Origin of the sequence: Streptomyces sp. NBC_01390, from assembly GCF_045040105.1 — a bacterium.
GTDB lineage: Bacteria > Actinomycetota > Actinomycetes > Streptomycetales > Streptomycetaceae > Streptomyces.
On the sequence record NZ_CP109551.1, the window covers coordinates 10,059,448 to 10,075,834 of the forward strand.

At 71.0% G+C, this 16,387-nt stretch carries 10 protein-coding genes; 1 reads left to right on the forward strand and 9 read right to left on the reverse strand.

Going from position 1 to position 16,387, the window contains the following annotated elements:
• Positions 1-6: 6 nt before the first annotated feature.
• Genes gnd through tkt form a run of 6 tightly spaced genes read right to left on the reverse strand, consistent with a single transcriptional unit; the run spans position 7 to position 8,317 of the window.
• The gene (gnd, locus tag OG241_RS45035; protein WP_405824244.1) at positions 7-885 is read right to left on the reverse strand and encodes a phosphogluconate dehydrogenase (NAD(+)-dependent, decarboxylating); all 879 of its coding nucleotides are present in this window, start codon (positions 883-885) and stop codon (positions 7-9) included.
• A 1-nt stretch (position 886) separates the two neighbouring features.
• The gene (gene pgi, locus OG241_RS45040; RefSeq protein ID WP_405824246.1) at positions 887-2,545 is read right to left on the reverse strand and encodes a glucose-6-phosphate isomerase; all 1,659 of its coding nucleotides are present in this window, start codon (positions 2,543-2,545) and stop codon (positions 887-889) included.
• Complete coding sequence (opcA, locus tag OG241_RS45045; protein WP_405824248.1) at positions 2,538-3,473, reverse strand: glucose-6-phosphate dehydrogenase assembly protein OpcA; 936 nt, start codon at positions 3,471-3,473, stop codon at positions 2,538-2,540. The genes pgi and opcA overlap by 8 nt, the downstream gene beginning before the upstream one ends.
• Positions 3,470-5,074: a glucose-6-phosphate dehydrogenase gene (gene zwf, locus OG241_RS45050; protein ID WP_405824250.1), complete on the reverse strand. Its 1,605-nt coding sequence runs from the start codon at positions 5,072-5,074 to the stop codon at positions 3,470-3,472. Before zwf ends, opcA begins: the two co-directional genes overlap by 4 nt.
• Positions 5,071-6,222 carry a transaldolase gene (gene tal / locus OG241_RS45055; protein WP_405824252.1) on the reverse strand — a complete coding sequence of 384 codons (1,152 nt, stop codon included), beginning with the start codon at positions 6,220-6,222 and terminating at the stop codon, positions 5,071-5,073. Before tal ends, zwf begins: the two co-directional genes overlap by 4 nt.
• A gap of 19 nt (positions 6,223-6,241) precedes the next feature.
• Positions 6,242-8,317: a transketolase gene (gene tkt / locus OG241_RS45060; protein WP_405824254.1), complete on the reverse strand. Its 2,076-nt coding sequence runs from the start codon at positions 8,315-8,317 to the stop codon at positions 6,242-6,244.
• A 145-nt stretch (positions 8,318-8,462) separates the two neighbouring features.
• On the opposite strand from tkt, the gene OG241_RS45065 reads away from it, so the two are divergent.
• Entirely contained in the window at positions 8,463-9,362 is a 900-nt protein-coding gene (locus OG241_RS45065; RefSeq protein WP_405824256.1) for a helix-turn-helix domain-containing protein, read from the forward strand.
• Positions 9,363-9,364: 2 nt separating this feature from the next.
• On the opposite strand, the gene OG241_RS45070 is transcribed toward OG241_RS45065, so the two are convergent.
• Genes OG241_RS45070 through OG241_RS45080 form a run of 3 tightly spaced genes read right to left on the reverse strand, consistent with a single transcriptional unit; the run spans position 9,365 to position 16,349 of the window.
• Positions 9,365-12,979, reverse strand: a complete 3,615-nt coding sequence (locus OG241_RS45070; RefSeq protein ID WP_405824258.1) for a hypothetical protein — start codon at positions 12,977-12,979, stop codon at positions 9,365-9,367.
• Positions 12,976-14,706, reverse strand: a complete 1,731-nt coding sequence (locus OG241_RS45075) for a TIR domain-containing protein (protein WP_405824260.1) — start codon at positions 14,704-14,706, stop codon at positions 12,976-12,978. The genes OG241_RS45070 and OG241_RS45075 overlap by 4 nt, the downstream gene beginning before the upstream one ends.
• The gene (locus tag OG241_RS45080) at positions 14,703-16,349 is read right to left on the reverse strand and encodes a tetratricopeptide repeat protein (RefSeq protein ID WP_405824262.1); all 1,647 of its coding nucleotides are present in this window, start codon (positions 16,347-16,349) and stop codon (positions 14,703-14,705) included. The genes OG241_RS45075 and OG241_RS45080 overlap by 4 nt, the downstream gene beginning before the upstream one ends.
• Positions 16,350-16,387 lie beyond the last annotated feature (38 nt).

A 16,387-nucleotide genomic window follows, 5' to 3' on the forward strand; every position in this document is an offset into this window, starting at 1 on the left:
GGTTTTCTACTCCTTGGACTCGACGGCGTGGCCGCCGAACTGGTTGCGCAGCGCCGCGATCATCTTCATCTGCGGGGAGTCGTCCTGCCGGGACGCGAACCGGGCGAAGAGGGAGGCCGTGATCGCGGGCAGCGGGACGGAGTTGTCGACGGCCGCCTCGACCGTCCAGCGGCCCTCGCCGGAGTCCTGCGCGAACCCGCGCAGCCGCTCCAGGTGCTCGTCCTCGTCGAGGGCGTTGACCGCCAGGTCGAGGAGCCAGGAGCGGATGACGGTGCCGTCCTGCCAGGACCGGAAGACCTCGCGCACGTCCGTGACGGAGTCGACCTTCTCCAGCAGCTCCCAGCCCTCGGCGTAGGCCTGCATCATGGCGTACTCGATGCCGTTGTGGACCATCTTCGAGAAGTGCCCGGCGCCCACCTTGCCCGCGTGGACATAGCCGTACGGGCCCTCGGGCTTGAGCGCCTCGAAGATCGGGTGGAGCCGCTCGACGTGCTCCTTGTCGCCGCCGACCATCAGGGCGTAGCCGTTCTGCAGGCCCCACACACCGCCGGAGACACCGGCGTCGACGAAGCCGATGCCCTTGGTGCCCAGCTCCTCGGCGTGCTTCTCGTCGTCCGTCCAGCGCGAGTTGCCGCCGTCGACGACCGTGTCACCGGCGGACAGCAGGCCGCCGAGTTCGTCGACGACGGACTGGGTGGCCGCGCCGGCCGGGACCATCGACCAGACCACACGCGGCGCTTCGAGCTTGTCGACCAGTTCGGCGAGGCTGCTCACGTCGGAGACCTCGGGGTTGCGGTCGTAGCCGATGACGGTGTGGCCGGCGCGGCGGATGCGCTCGCGCATGTTGCCGCCCATCTTGCCGAGACCGATCAGACCAATCTGCATGTCAGTTCACTTCCTGAGCGTCACGAAGAGCGCGGTACGTGGCCACGAGGGCGGCGGTGGAGGAGTCGAGACCGGGGACGTCGGCCCCGGTGGTGAGCGCGGGCTCGATGCGCTTGGCGAGCACCTTGCCCAGCTCGACGCCCCACTGGTCGAACGAGTCGATGTTCCAGACGGCGCCCTGCACGAACACCTTGTGCTCGTAGAGCGCGATCAACTGGCCGAGGACGGAGGGCGTCAGCTCGCGTGCGAGGACGGTGGTCGTCGGGTGGTTGCCCTGGAACGTCTTGTGGGCGACCAGTTCCTCCGGCACCCCCTCGGCCCGTACCTCGTCCGGGGTCTTGCCGAACGCCAGCGCCTGCGTCTGCGCGAAGAAGTTGGCCATCAACAGGTCGTGCTGGCCCTTGAGTTCGCCGCTCAGTTCGCCCACCGGCTCGGCGAACCCGATGAAGTCCGCCGGGATGACCTTCGTCCCCTGGTGGATCAACTGGTAGTAGGCGTGCTGGCCGTTCGTCCCCGGTGTGCCCCAGACCACGGGCCCGGTCTCCCACTGCACGGTGTTGCCGTCACGGTCGACCGACTTGCCGTTGGACTCCATGTCCAGCTGCTGCAGGTAGGCGGTGAACTTGGACAGATAGTGCGAGTAGGGCAGCACGGCATGCGACTGCGCGCCGAAGAAGTTGCCGTACCAGATGCCCAACAGGCCCAGCAGCAACGGCGCGTTGGCCTCCGCCGGAGCCGTGCGGAAGTGGTCGTCGACCAGCGCGAAGCCGTCCAGCATCTCCCGGAACCGCTCCGGCCCGATCGCGATCATCAGCGACAGCCCGATCGCGGAGTCGAAGGAGTAGCGTCCGCCGACCCAGTCCCAGAACTCGAACATGTTGTCCGTGTCGATGCCGAAGTCGGCGACCTTCCCGGAGTTCGTCGACAGCGCCACGAAATGCCGGGCGACCGCCTTCTCGTCACCCAGCCCCGCCAGCAGCCAGGAACGGGCCGAGGTCGCGTTCGTGATCGTCTCGATCGTCGTGAACGTCTTCGACGCGACGATGAAGAGGGTCTCGGCGGGGTCCAGGTCCCGCACCGCCTCGTGCAGATCGGCGCCGTCCACGTTCGACACGAACCGGAACGTCAACTCCCGTGCCGTGAACGCCCGCAACGCCTCGTAGGCCATCGCCGGGCCCAGGTCCGAGCCCCCGATACCGATGTTGACGACATTCCGGATACGCCTGCCGGTGTGCCCGGTCCACTCGCCGGACCTCACCCGGTCCGCGAAGCCCGCCATCCGGTCCAGGACCGCGTGCACGGCCGGCACGACGTTCTCCCCGTCGACCTCCACCACCGCGTCACGCGGCGCCCGCAGCGCCGTGTGCAGCACCGCCCGGTCCTCGGTGATGTTGATCCGCTCACCCCGGAACATGGCGTCCCGCAGCCCGAACACACCAGTGGCGGCGGCGAGTTCCTGGAGAAGGGTGAGGGTCTCGTCCGTGATCAGGTGCTTGGAGTAGTCGATGTGGAGGTCACCCACCCGCACGACGTACCGCTCCGCGCGCCCGGGATCGGCGGCGAACAGCTCGCGCAGCCGCGGCCGGTTGAGCGGACCGGCCTGGTGGTCCTCCAGCGCCGTCCACTCGGGGCGCTGGGTGAGCCTGGGGGAGTCAGACATGACGGGGGGTCTCCTTGGTGCCGTCGCCCCGCAGAGCGATCGCGTACATCTCGTCGGCGTCGAGGCGCCGCAGCTCCTCGGCGATGAGTTCGGAGGTGGGGCGCACCTTCAGCGCGAGGGTGCGGGAGGGCTGGCCCGGCAGGGTCAGCGTGGCGAGCGGGCCCTCGGGGCGGTCGATGACGATCTCGCCCTTGTCGGTGCCGAGGCGGACCGCCGTGACGACCGGGCCCGCGGTGACGACGCGGTCGACCTTCACGTTCAGGCGGGCGCCCAGCCACCGGGCCAGCAGTTCGGCGCTCGGGTTCTCGGCCTCGCTCTCGACGGCGGCCGAGATGATCTTCGTACGGGCCTGGTCGAGGGCAGCGGCCAGCATCGAGCGCCACGGGGTGAGACGCGTCCACGCCAGGTCGGTGTCGCCGGGCGCGTACGAGCGCGCCCTGGCCTCCAGCGCGACGAGCGGCTGCTCGACCGCGTACATGTCGGTGATCCTGCGCTGGGCCAGCGCGCCCAGCGGGTCCTTGGCGGGCACCTCGGGGGCGTTCACCGGCCACCAGACGACGACCGGCGCGTCCGGCAGCAGCAGTGGCAGGACCACCGAGTCGGCGTGGTCGGACACCTCGCCGTACGTCCGCAGGACGACCGTCTCGCCGGTGCCGGCGTCCGCGCCGACCCTGACCTCGGCGTCGAGGTGGGACTTGGTGCGGTCGCGCGGGCTGCGGGCGTGCCGCTTGATGACGACCAGGGTGCGCGCGGGATGCTCGTGCGAGGCATCCTCCGCCGCCTTGATCGAGTCGTAGGCGTTCTCCTCGTCCGTGACGATCACCATCGTCAGGACCATGCCCACGGCAGGGGTGCCGATGGCGCGCCGCCCCTTCACCAGTGCCTTGTTGATCTTGCTTGCCGTGGTGTCGGTGAGGTCGATTTTCATGGCCTGCGCCAGCTCCGTCCGTCTCGTGCGAGCATCTCGTCGGCTTCTTCCGGGCCCCAACTGCCCGAGGCGTACTGCGCGGGCCTGCCGTGCGTGCCCCAGTACTCCTCGATCGGGTCGAGGATCTTCCAGGACTCTTCCACTTCCTGGTGACGGGGGAACAAATTGGCGTCGCCGAGCAGGACGTCCAGGATGAGCCGTTCGTACGCCTCCGGGCTGGACTCCGTGAAGGACTCGCCGTAGGCGAAGTCCATCGTGACGTCCCTGATCTCCATCGAGGTACCCGGGACCTTGGAACCGAAGCGCACGGTCATGCCCTCGTCGGGCTGGACGCGGATGACGATCGCGTTCGCGCCGAGCTCCTCGGTGGCCGTCGAGTCGAACGGGGAGTGCGGGGCGCGCTGGAAGACGACCGCGATCTCCGTGACGCGCCGCCCGAGCCGTTTGCCGGTCCGCAGATAGAAGGGGACGCCCGCCCAGCGGCGGTTGTCGATCTCCAGCTTGACGGCCGCGTAGGTGTCGGTGCTCGACTTCGGGTCGATGCCGTCCTCTTCGAGGTAGCCGGACACCTGCTCGCCGCCCTGCCAGCCCGCCGCGTACTGCCCGCGCACGGTGTGCTCGCCCAGGTGTTCGGGCAGCTTCACGGACTTGAGGACCTTGAGCTTCTCGGTCAGCAGCGACTCGGCGTCGAAGGCGATCGGCTCCTCCATGGCAGTCAGGGCCATCAGCTGGAGAAGGTGGTTCTGGATCACGTCACGCGCGGAGCCGATGCCGTCGTAGTAGCCGGCCCGGCCGCCGATGCCGATGTCCTCGGCCATCGTGATCTGCACGTGGTCGACGTACGACCGGTTCCAGATGGGCTCGTACATCTGGTTGGCGAAGCGGAGCGCCAGAATGTTCTGGACGGTCTCCTTGCCGAGGTAGTGGTCGATCCGGAAGACCTGCTCCGGGTCGAACACATCGTGCAGGACCCGGTTCAGCTCACGCGCGCTCTTCAGGTTGTGCCCGAACGGCTTCTCGATCACCCCGCGACGCCAGGAACCCTCCGGCGCGTTCGCCAGCCCGTGCTTCTTCAGCTGCTGGACGACCTTCGGGAAGAACTTCGGCGGTACGGAGAGGTAGAAGGCGTAGTTGCCGCTCGTCCCCCGGGACGCGTCCAGCTCGTCGACGGCCGCGCGCAGCTGCTTGAACGCCGCGTCGTCGTCGAAGTCGCCCGGGATGAACCGCATGCCCTCGGCGAGCTGCTGCCAGACCTCCTCGCGGAACTCCGTACGGGCGTGTTCGCGCACCGAGTCGTGGACGATCTGCGCGAAGTCCTCGTCCTCCCAGTCCCGGCGGGCGAAGCCGACGAGCGAGAAGCCCGGCGGGAGCAGACCGCGGTTGGCGAGGTCGTAGACGGCCGGCATCAGCTTCTTGCGGGACAGGTCACCGGTCACCCCGAAGATGACCAGCCCGGACGGGCCGGCGATCAGGGGGAGACGGCGGTCGCCGGGATCGCGCAGCGGGTTGTCCCACTCGGCCCCGAAGTCGCCGCCGAGGTCCGGTTCGGACACCGTCCCGGGTTCGGCGGTGGCCGCCGGCAGAGTCGCTTCGTCGCTCATTCCCCGTCAACTCCCTTGCTGTCCAGCGACTTGGTGACCGCGTTCAGGAGGTCGTTCCAGGCGATCTCGAACTTCGCGACGCCCTCGTCCTCCAGCAGCTTCACGACCTCGTCGTACGAGATGCCGAGCCCCTCGACGGCCGCGAGATCGGCGCGGGCCTGGGCGTAGCCGCCGGTCACCGCGTCGCCGTGGATGTCACCGTGGTCGGCGGTCGCGTTGAGGGTGGCCTCCGGCATCGTGTTGACGGTGCCGGGCGCGACCAGCTCGTCGACGTACAGGGTGTCCTTGTACGCGGGGTCCTTCACGCCGGTCGAGGCCCACAGCGGACGCTGCCTGTTGGCGTGGGCGCCGCCCAGGGCGGTCCAGCGGTCACCTCCGAAGACCTCTTCGTAGGCCTCGTACGCGAGCCGTGCGTTGGCCAGCGCTGCCCGGCCCTTGAGGGCGAGCGCCGCGTCCGTGCCGAGCAGCGTCAGGCGCTTGTCGATCTCGGAGTCGACGCGGGAGACGAAGAAGGAGGCGACGGAGTGGATGGTCGCCAGGTCGATGCCCGCGGCCTGCGCCTTCTCCAGGCCGGCCAGGTACGCGTCCATGACCTCGCGATAGCGCTCCAGCGAGAAGATCAGCGTGACATTGACGCTGATCCCGAGGCCGATGACCTCGGTGATCGCCGGCAGGCCCGCCTTTGTCGCCGGGATCTTGATCATCACGTTGGGGCGGTCGACCAGCCAGGCCAACTGCTTGGCCTCGGCGATCGTCGCCGCCGTCTCATGGGCGAGACGCGGGTCGACCTCGATCGAGACCCGGCCGTCCCGCCCGGCCGTGGCGTCGTACACCGGGCGCAGGACGTCGGCGGCGGCGCGTACGTCGGCCGTGGTCATCATGCGTACGGCCTCGTCGACCGTGACGCCGCGCACGGCCAGGTCGGCGAGCTGCTCCTCGTATCCCTCGCCGGAGCCGATGGCGGCCTGGAAGATCGACGGGTTGGTGGTCACGCCGACCACGTGGTGGGTGTCGATGAGTTCGGCGAGATTGCCGGAGGCGATGCGGCCCCGGGAGAGGTCGTCCAGCCAGATCGAGACGCCCTCGTCGGAGAGGCGCTTGAGCGGTGTTCCCGTGGTGGGAATCGTTTCGGTGGTCACTGTGATCATCTTCCTTCTGGCGTGCGGATCAACCACGGACGGCGGACAGGGATTCCCGCGCGGCCCGGGCCACGTTCTCGGCGGTGAAGCCGTACTCGGCGAACAGCGTCTCGGCATCGGCGGAGGCACCGAAGTGTTCGAGGGAGACGATGCGTCCTGCGTCACCGACGTAGCGGTACCAGGTCAGACCGATACCCGCCTCGACCGCCACGCGCGCCTTCACTGACGGCGGAAGGACACTCGCGCGGTACTCGGCCGGCTGCTCCTCGAACCACTCCACGGACGGCATCGACACCACCCGCGTACCCACACCCTCGGACTCCAGCGCCTCGCGCGCGGCGACGGCGAGCTGGACCTCGGAGCCGGTGGCGATCAGGACGACGTCCGGGGTACCCGTGGAGGACTCCCGCAGCACGTAACCGCCCTTCGCGGCGTTCTCGTCGCGGGCGTACGTCGGGACACCCTGCCGGGTGAGGGCCAGTCCGTGCGGGGCGGGGTTCGTGGCGTGCCGCTTGAGGATCTCGGCCCAGACGACGGCCGTCTCGTTGGCGTCGGCCGGGCGGACGATGTTCAGGCCCGGGATGGCGCGCAGGGAGGCCAGGTGTTCGACCGGCTGGTGCGTCGGGCCGTCCTCGCCCAGGCCGATGGAGTCGTGCGTCCAGACGTACGTCACGGGCAGCTGCATCAGCGCCGCCAGACGTACGGCATTACGCATGTAGTCGGAGAAGACGAGGAAGGTGCCGCCGTAGACACGGGTGTTGCCGTGCAGGGCTATGCCGTTCATCTCGGCGGCCATCGAGTGCTCGCGGATGCCGAAGTGGACGGTACGGCCGTACGGGTCCGCCTCCGGCAGCGGGTTGTCCGCCGGGAGGAAGGAGGACGTCTTGTCGATGGTCGTGTTGTTCGAGCCGGCCAGGTCGGCGGAACCGCCCCAGAGTTCGGGCAGGACCGGGCCCAGGGCCTGGAGCACCTTGCCGGAGGCCGCGCGGGTGGCGACTGACTTGCCCTCCTCGAACACCGGCAGCGCGTCCTCCCAGCCCTCGGGCAGCTGACCTGCCACGACCCGGTCGAACAGCTTCGCCCGCTCGGGCTGCGCCGTGCGCCACTCGGTGAGTCGCTTGTCCCAGGCGGCGTGTGCCTCGGCGCCCCGGTCGAGGGCCTGGCGGGCGTGCGCGAGGACTTCGTCGGCGACCTCGAAGGTCTGCTCGGGGTCGAAGCCGAGGACGCGCTTGGTGGCCGCGATCTCGTCGGCGCCGAGCGCGGAGCCATGGGCCGCCTCGGTGTTCTGGGCGTTCGGGGCCGGCCAGGCGATGATTGTGCGCATCGCGATGATGGAGGGGCGCGCGGTCTCGGCCCGCGCCTCCTCGAGCGCCGTGTACAGCGCGTGGATGTCGATGTCGCCGCCGAGTTCGGGCTCGATGCGCTGCACGTGCCAGCCGTACGCCTCGTACCGCTTCAGCACGTCCTCGGAGAACGCCGTCGCCGTGTCGCCCTCGATGGAGATGTGGTTGTCGTCGTAGACGAAGACCAGGTTGCCGAGCTTCTGGTGACCGGCCAGCGAGGAGGCCTCGGCCGAGATGCCCTCCTCCAGGTCGCCGTCGGAGACGATCGCCCAGACGGTGTGGTCGAAGGGCGAGGTGCCCTCGGGCGCCTCGGGGTCGAAGAGGCCGCGCTCGTAACGGGCGGCCATCGCCATGCCGACCGCGTTGGCGACCCCCTGGCCGAGCGGGCCGGTGGTGGTCTCGACGCCGGCCGTGTGTCCGTACTCGGGGTGGCCCGGAGTCTTCGAGCCGTGCGTGCGGAACGCCTTGAGGTCGTCCAGCTCCAGCTCGTACCCGGACAGGAACAGCTGGGTGTAGAGGGTCAGCGAGGTGTGACCGGGGGAGAGGACGAAGCGGTCACGGCCCGTCCACTCGGGGTCCGCGGGGTCGTGTCGCATCACCTTCTGAAAGATCGTGTACGCGGCGGGCGCCAGGCTCATCGCGGTGCCGGGGTGGCCGTTGCCGACCTTCTGCACGGCATCGGCCGCGAGTACACGGGCCGTGTCGACGGCACGCCGGTCGAGATCGGTCCACTGGAGGCTGTCGGATGTCTGCGTACTCATCTTCAAGAAGTCCTCGGTAGAGGTGGAGTAACTGCTCTGACGTGTTCGAACTTAAAAGTCTGACTTTTACGGGGCCAGGTGCCTGTGTGTCACCCTTTGGTGAAAGTGGGACACGGACGGCGGGGACCGACGGCAAGAGAAGGACATGGCGGACAGAACCATCCAAGAGGCCCTGCGGGACGGAGACGCCATCAGGACGTTTCCCTTCCCGGTCGATCTGAGCGTCCTGGGTGTCGGCATGCAGGTCGGGCCGATGTCGCCCGACCGCACCTGGCACGACGAGGCGCCCCTGGAACGCGTCCACCGCATCGACTTCCACGTCGTGCTGCTGTTCGACGACGGCCCGGTCACCCACATGATCGACTTCGCCGAGTACGAGGCGACAGCGGGCGACCTGCTGTGGATCCGCCCGGGCCAGGTGCACCGTTTCTCACGCACCAGCGAGTACCGCGGCACCGTCCTCACCATGCAACCCGGTTTCCTGCCCCGGACCACGGTCGAGGCGACCGGCCTCTACCACTACGACCTGCCCCCGCTGCTGCGCCCGGACGGGCCCCAACTCGCGGGCCTGCGGGCGGCCCTGGCCCAGCTGGGCCGCGAGTACGAGGACACGGCCACCCTCCCGATCGGCCTGCACACCTCCGTGCTGCGCCACTCGCTCACGGCGTTCCTGCTGCGGCTGTCCCACCTCGCCACGAGTTCGGCGGAGGCGGCGCGCGGGCAGGCCGACACCACGTTCACCCTCTTCAGGGACGCGGTGGAGAAGGGCTTCGCCACCAACCACAGCGTCAGCGCGTACGCCGACGCCCTCGGTTACTCCCGCCGCACCCTCGTCCGCGCGGTGCGGGCGGCGACCGGTGAGACGCCCAAGGGTTTCATCGACAAGCGGGTGATCCTGGAGGCCAAGCGACTGCTGGCCCACACCACCCTGCCGATCGGCCGCGTCGGCGCGGCCGTCGGCTTTCCCGACGCGGCGAACTTCTCCAAGTTCTTCCAACTGCACACCGGGGCCACCCCGGTGGCGTTCCGGGCCGAGCTGAGCTGAGGTCACTCGGGGCGGAGGTTGCGGATGATCTCCCGGAGTCTCGCGCGCTGTTCCTCGTTGATCTCACTGCCGCTCAGGAGTGCGGCCGCGTGCTCCTGGCACGTCACCTTGAGCTTCTTGAGCTCCGTGCGCAGGGCCCTGCGCCGCTCGCCGGAGGTGCCCTGCATCTCCCCGCGCAGCTCGAAGGCGTGTTTGTGCAGCGCTTCGACGAGGTGGTACAGGGCCTGGGTGTCGCCGGGGTCCCGGAGGCACACATCCCCGAGTTCGGCGACGAGAGGGCCCGTTCCGCCCGCCTCGTGGCGGGACCGGTACGCGGCCATCGCCGCCCTCAGGACCAGACGCCGTCGTAGCTCGACGGTCTCCTCGTCCGTCCACCGGGCGAAGTCCTCGGCGACGGTCCGCGTCGACGGCACGCTCTTCCCGGAATCGATCCAGCGGTCGTACGCGTAGACCAGAAGACTGCGGAGCTGGTCGTCGTCCGGCTCGGCCGCCAGCAGCGTCCGGATGCGCGGCACGGTCCCGGCGTACCGTCCGCGGTCGATGTCGAGGCGGATGTAGGCCGGCGTCAGCTTCTGCCGTCCTCGTTCGTCGAACGCCTCGGCCCCCGCCCTGGACAGCACCGCCTCGACCTCGTCGTAGCGGTCGAGGCTGCTCAGCAGCCGGGCCAGCACGACGGCCGGGCCGGTGGCCCCGGGCAGGCGCCGCATCCAGCGCTCCAGCGCGGTCACGGCGGCGGCCACGACCTTGCGCTCGTGGTCGTCGGCGGGCGTACCCGAGGTGTTCAGGATGGAGAACGCCGACCTGATCGAGGGGAAGTAGAGCCCCTGCGGATCGTTCAGGAAGTCGAGGTACCGGTCGGGCACGGAGTTGCGGACCCAGGACCGGCCGATGCGCCTGAACCGGTCGGGGAAGCGGTCCGCGCCGCCGGACGTGGTTTCCGCGGCGACCTCGAAGACCCGGGACACCGCGCGTTCGCAGGCGAGTTCGCCGAGCTTGTTGAGCTGCCGTACGAACACCGCGGCATCGCCCTGCAGGCCCAGTTGCCGGACGCTGCTCAGCACCATGTCGTCCGTCGGGTCCAGCGGCAGCGCGTCGATGAGGCGCAGGTTTCCGAGCACGTCGCCGGAGTACTCGGTGAGCGCCCAGTCGGCCTCCGCGTCCTGTACGACGGCCTTGTTGATCGCCAGCTTCCACAGCACACGGCTCCGCGCCCACGCCAGGTGCGCCTGTTCCTCCGCCTCGTCCCCGGGCCTGCGGGTGCGGCCCTTCGTCCGGGAGGCCTCCGCGTGGGCCTCGTCGATCAACCGGACGCACGCCTCCTCGAAGGGCCCCCGCACCCGGGCGGGAAGCGCGGCCACGGCCGTGGTGACGGCCGCCCTGCGACGGCCCCGGGCGGCGGCCAGTTCCGCTTCGTCCACGGAGCGGCCGACGCCCAGCAGGAGGGTCGGACTGCGGTGGGTGAGGACGTGGTTGAGCTCGTCCAGGCGCAGATGGGCCACAGCCGTCCCCACCTTTCCCTTCCCGGCCAGGACGGGCGGGATCTGGCGGGGGTCCTCCTCCAGTTCGCTGCGGGGAGTCAGGCCCTGCACGAGCGGGGCGGTGCCGAAGGAACCGGCCAGTACGCGGTGGACATCGGCCCGTTCGGCGGCGCCGCGGCGGATGTCCCCGTGCAGCAGATCCCGTAGATACAGGGCTTCGAGGCAGCGGCGCCACGCCAGTCCCGCGTGTGCCAGGTCACCGGCCGAGGTGTGCGCCACCGCGAGGTTGCGCAGGACCCCGGGGTGCAGCGGATCGTCGGCGAGCATGCTGTTCCAGTACCGCCGGGCGTCGGTCGTCCGGCCCAGCCGCAGCTCGGCCTCGGCCTGCTGTCCGCCCAGGTAGGCGCGCAGCAGCGTGACCGCCTCACGGTGCCGGGACTCGGGCGGATACGCCTCCAGTGTGGTGCGGGCCTCGGCGAAGTTGGTGCGCAGGCGGTCCTCGGCCATGGCGAGGGCGTGTGTGACCCGCGCCCGCGCGTCGGCGTCCACGGGCGGTGGGGGAGGAGCGGCGGGGCGCCGGGCGGAAGGCGCCGAGCCGGGCGCCGGCGTCGCCGTCGAAGCGCCGGACGACTCCTCGGCGGCGGGCCCCTCCAGTGCGGTGAGGCGTGCCGACAGGGCGAGCGCCTCCGGCGAGGGCGTGGGGCCGTCCGCCGCGAACTCGCCCCGGTACTTGGCGAGTTTGCGGTCGACCCGCTTCTTGAGGACGGCCCGCACACTGCCCAGGGGCTCCTGGAACTCCGCCTCGCAGGCCTCCAGTCGGCGCTGGAACTCCGAGAACGGCATGACCAGGCCAGCCGGTTCGGCGCCCTTGAAGCGGCGCAACTCCTCGACCCAGGACAGCCGCACGGCTTCCAGACGGTCCACCAGCTCCGTCAGGACGTCCCTGTCCCCCGAGGTCCGCGCGTGGTCGGCGGCGTCCGTCACCGCCCCCTGGGCCAGGTCCTTCGCGTGCGCCTGGGCGTCCTCGCGGAGGCTCTTCAGGGTGGCCGCGGTGTCCGTGAACACCGCCAGCCGCTCGTCGGGACCGGCCGTCGGCGCTTCCTCGGTGCCCTCCGGGAGCGGTACATCCGCCATGGGGTTCGGGGGCTCCTCGGCGAGCGACCGCCAGGCCGAGGCCAGGGCCTTCTCGTGCCGGGCGGGGTCGCCGTCGGTGAACGCCCTGGCCGCCGCGTGGGCGCCGAGGTCCGGGAACCGCAGGGGACGCCAGAAGAGCCGCTGCCGGTGGATCAGCGCGACCAGGACGTCGGGAAGGGAACGCATCGAGAGACAGACCGCGAGCCGGGCCGGCAGCTCGGCACGGTCGGCCTCGAAGAGATCACAGACCAGGGACAGCACCCGGCCGGCCGCACCGTCGTCGGGCGGAAGCTGCTTCATCAGACGGCGCACGGTCGCGGGCGGATAGCCGTACACCATCCACTGGACGGCGAGGACGGTGAACGAGGCCGCGCCGCCCCGCCGGCCGTCCACGAGTCCGGCGACAGCCTCCAGATCGGCGTGCAGCGTGTCCCTCGTCCGTTCGGCGGTCCGGCCGCGCAGCCGGCCGTCGGCCGCCATGTCGTGGACCCCCGTCCACCGGCACACTCCGGGCCACAGCAGGGGCAGCGGCGGCTCCCCGGCCTCCGGGTCGAAGTCGTCGTGGCCGTCCCGGATCGTGGCGCCGATCTCCTCGGCCCGGGCGCGATGCTCGCCGTCGTAGCCCGGAGTGCCCGACCGCTGCTCGTCCAGTCCCCGGTAGGCGAGGCTCAGATGGGCCCAGACACGGTGGTTGACGGGGGACAGCGTCGCGGCGGCGGTCAGCCAGCGGACCGCCGCCTCCGGGCGCCCGTGACGCAGATAGAGCAGGCCGACGTGGTACGGGTGTTTGGGGTTGGTGCTGTCGAGGCGATGGGCGCGGGCCAGCAGGTTCAGCGCGGTCACCGGGTCCGTGCCCGGATGGACGCCGATCCGGAAGAAGGCCTCGACGACCGCGTCCAGCTGGCCCTGGGTGAGCCGCTCTCCCTCCTCGATCCGGGACCACAGCGGCTGGGCCAGCCGCCACAGGGTGAGGGGCCGGTTCTCCAGCCCGGTACGAGGGGTCATGCCCGCGTCTCCTCTCCGCCCAGTTCCGCCACCGGCAGGATCAGCAGCCGCCGCCCGTCCGAGACCGCCGCCAGACTGCCGTCCGGGGAGACGGCCAGCGGGTGCCCGCAGACGTAGGTCGTCCGGCCCTCACGGACCAGGGCGTGGGACCCGTCGGGATGCTCCAGTACGAGGAGCCGGCCGCCGAGCGCGGAGCCCACCGGCCGGGCGCCGGGCACCGTGCGGAAGCCGACGCGGACGGCCAACTCCCCGTCGAAACAGACACCCTGGCCCTTCGCGTCGACGATCGTGGTCAGGTCCCCGCCCGCCAGGACACCGGTGACCGCCGTGACCGGCTGGGTCACCTGCAGGAGTTGACGTCCCGTCAAATTCAGTCGGTGGACGCGTTGTTCGCCGACGACCAGAGCGAAGTCCCGCACCCGGGTGATGCCGAGCAGTACGGGTTCCAGGAGGTGTTCCGCCGCGATGCGGCGCCCCATGTACTCGGTGAGCCGCCCGTCCAGCCCGCCCACCAGCAGCCGTTCGCCGTCGGCCGCCAGCACCTGGACACCGGCCGGATGGTTGAGCACCGGCTCCGGCTCCTCGGCGTCCCGGGACAGGCGCCAGACCTGCCCCGACCACATGCCCACGTACAGGGCGTCGTCCCCGTCGAAGGCCAGTGCCCCCGGCACGTTGAGCCGCGCGCCCTCCGGGCTCGGCAGGTCGTGCGCGCGCGTCGTGCCGTCCGGGTCCGCCACCACGACCCGCCCCGACCAGTCGGCGACGGCCAGCCGGCGTCGCCCGTGCGCCCACAGCCGGGGCCGCTCCCTCAACTCCGCCGTGCCGACAGCTTCGTACCCCGCCCCGGTCAGCGCGTGCACCGTCAACGTCCGCCCGTCCAGATCGGCCGGCGTACGGCCGTCGGGGAAGAAGACCGGGCGGCCCCGCGCGGCGAGAACCGGCCGGTCGACGGCATCCCACGACGACTGCTCCCGGGGCGCCCGCACCGCGAAGGGCGCCGTGGCGACCGGTTCGCACCCGGGGGCCGCCGCAACCAGCACCGCCTCCGCCGCCGGGGCCCCGAACGCGAGGTCACCGAAGACCGCCGCGCCTCCGGTGACCGGCACGGCGAGCGTGCCGGTCAGCCCGGCGTCGGACGGCTGCGCGGAGAGGGAGACCATGCCACCCTCCGGCCAGGCCGGCGCGCCCTTCGGCGAGGAGACGCGCACGGTCAGCGGCGGGAGAGTGTGGCCCACGACCGCGTCCCCGGCCGGCGCGTCGAAACGCAGCGCAGGGCGCGCCACGGTCGTGCTCAGCCCCAGCGCCTGGCGCACCTCGTCGATCCAGCGTGGCCGCGTCGCCGGGATCCAGTTGATCCGGTTCACGACGTACGGCACCTTCTTGGCGGCTCCCGGATCCATCAGCAGCGGGATGAACCGGCCGGCCTCGGTCAGCCGCAGCTCGTACGCCTTGTGCAGTTCCCACTGGCAGACGTCCTTCTCGAAGTACGTCCGCGAGTACAGCGCCACGACATGGCGGGTGTTGCGCAGGGCCTCCTCCAGGTAGCTCTGCCAGTCCGCGCCGGCGGGCATCCCGGTGCGGGACAGGTCGAGAAAGACCCTCGGTGTCCCGCCGCGCTCGGTCACGCACTCCAGCAGCGCGTCGTGCAGGTCCTTGGCCTGGACGTAGTCCTCGCGGGCGTAGCTGATGAACACGTCCCACTGGTCGGCGGCCCGCTCCGTCGTCATCCCAGCGCCCTCGCGATCGTCCCGATCAGTTCGTCGAGCAGTTTCCTGGACTCCGCGGGCAGGGTGCGCGCGTGGTCCTTCCGCAGCCGCCGGGCGTCCTGGAGGATCCCGCTCAGCTGGGCACGCATGGTGTGCGGGCTCGCTCCGCGCACCTGCTGTGCCAGTGCGTTGAACCGCCCCACGAGATCGGAGACCGCCATGGAGGCCCCGGCCTGTTCGATCTCCCCCAGCCGTTCCACGATCGCCTCGTCGAGTTGGCGGACGACCTGTCCGCCCACCTCGGTCCGCGTCCGGCCGCGCAGTTGCGGGAGCCGGCGCTGGAGGTTGGTCAGCCGGGTGCGCACGACCGCCAGACCGGCGGCGTCGACGACACCGCCGCGGACGGACTCCATGATGTCGACGTACTCCTTGGCCACGGGATTGACGGCCGCGGCCTCCTGCCAGTCCCGGATCGCCCGGAGCAGCTCCGGGGCCTGGGTGAGGGTCGGGTCGCGCTGGGCGATCTCGGCGCAGGCGGCGGCCCGGTCGGGGTCCTGGCCCAGGCTCAGGAGGCAGGCGGCGTAGAGGAAGTTGAGCCAGCGAAAGCCCGGGACGAGGGGAAGCAGGTTGTCCATGAGCCGCTTCGCCCCCTCGACCCGGCCCGTCGACAGCAGGCTGGCGGCCCGCTGTGTGTCGGCCTCCGCGAGCAGCGTGTAGAGGTCCTCGGCGCGGTCCTCGCTCAGCCGTGGCTCCGGGTAGGGGGTTCGCTCGCCGTGCTTGACGACGAGGCGGAGGTGGGCCTCGAAGTCGTCGAGGACGACGGCGCGCCGCCAGTGGGGGGCCATCGCGGCCAGTTCCTGGCGGGCCCGGCGCGGCTCGCCGTCCTTGAACGCCGCCACGGCCCGCGCGGCGTGCGGGATCAGGACGACGAGCCTGAGCCGGCGGGCGTAGGCCGCGACACCCTCCTTGTCGGTGTCCGCCTCGCGGGCACCCCGCTCGGCGGTCTCCAGCGCCAGTTCCACATCCCCGGCGCGGGCCTGCCCGACGGCCAGGAGATAGGAGAGGCTGCCCTCTTCCGGAGCCAGCTCCAGGAAGGCCTCGACGCGTTCGAGGGCGCCCTCGGGATCGGACCGGGAGGTCTCGGCGTACGCGGTGATCTCGACCGGCGTCAGCAGGCGGCGCAGTTCGCGGCGCAGCTCGCTCACCCGTGGGCGCAGGTCCTCCGGGAGCGGCTCGTCGCGCAGCGGGCGCAGGACGCGCAGTGCCTGGGTCCGGTTCCCGCCGGCCAGGTGGAACAGGCAGAAGGCGCGCAGATAACGGGCCTCCTGGTGTTCCGGGGAGGTCTCCAGGAACTCCGTCAGCAGCTCCAGGGCGGTCTGGTACTCGCCGTTGCCGACGTTCGCCCTGGCGTCCTCCAGCAGGTCCTCGCCGTCGTCGCCGAGATGCAGGGACAGCTCGCTGAGGGCGGCGACCGGGGGTGCCAGCAGTTGCGCGGTACGCGAGGTGTCGGCGGCGGCGGCCTCGCGGGCGATCTCCTCCAGCCGCCGGTCGTGATCGGCGAAGTCCCCGTGCCCCCTGCCCTCCCTGAGCTCGAAGGCCGGAGTGCGCAGCGTCTGTACGGGACGGATCTCGTGGAACGTGTGGTCACGGCCGGTGCCGGTCACGGGTCCTCTTCCGGTGCTTGAGACGGGACGTGGCGGGG

What these genes read in the sequence shown, in the direction of transcription:
- gnd (WP_405824244.1), bottom strand. Translation starts at nt 885, where the DNA reads ATGCAGATTGGTCTGATCGGTCTCGGCAAGATGGGCGGCAACATGCGC.
- pgi (WP_405824246.1), bottom strand. Translation starts at nt 2,545, where the DNA reads ATGTCTGACTCCCCCAGGCTCACCCAGCGCCCCGAGTGGACGGCGCTG.
- opcA (WP_405824248.1), bottom strand. Translation starts at nt 3,473, where the DNA reads ATGAAAATCGACCTCACCGACACCACGGCAAGCAAGATCAACAAGGCA.
- zwf (WP_405824250.1), bottom strand. Translation starts at nt 5,074, where the DNA reads ATGAGCGACGAAGCGACTCTGCCGGCGGCCACCGCCGAACCCGGGACG.
- tal (WP_405824252.1), bottom strand. Translation starts at nt 6,222, where the DNA reads ATGATCACAGTGACCACCGAAACGATTCCCACCACGGGAACACCGCTC.
- tkt (WP_405824254.1), bottom strand. Translation starts at nt 8,317, where the DNA reads ATGAGTACGCAGACATCCGACAGCCTCCAGTGGACCGATCTCGACCGG.
- OG241_RS45065 (WP_405824256.1), top strand. Translation starts at nt 8,463, where the DNA reads ATGGCGGACAGAACCATCCAAGAGGCCCTGCGGGACGGAGACGCCATC.
- OG241_RS45070 (WP_405824258.1), bottom strand. Translation starts at nt 12,979, where the DNA reads ATGACCCCTCGTACCGGGCTGGAGAACCGGCCCCTCACCCTGTGGCGG.
- OG241_RS45075 (WP_405824260.1), bottom strand. Translation starts at nt 14,706, where the DNA reads ATGACGACGGAGCGGGCCGCCGACCAGTGGGACGTGTTCATCAGCTAC.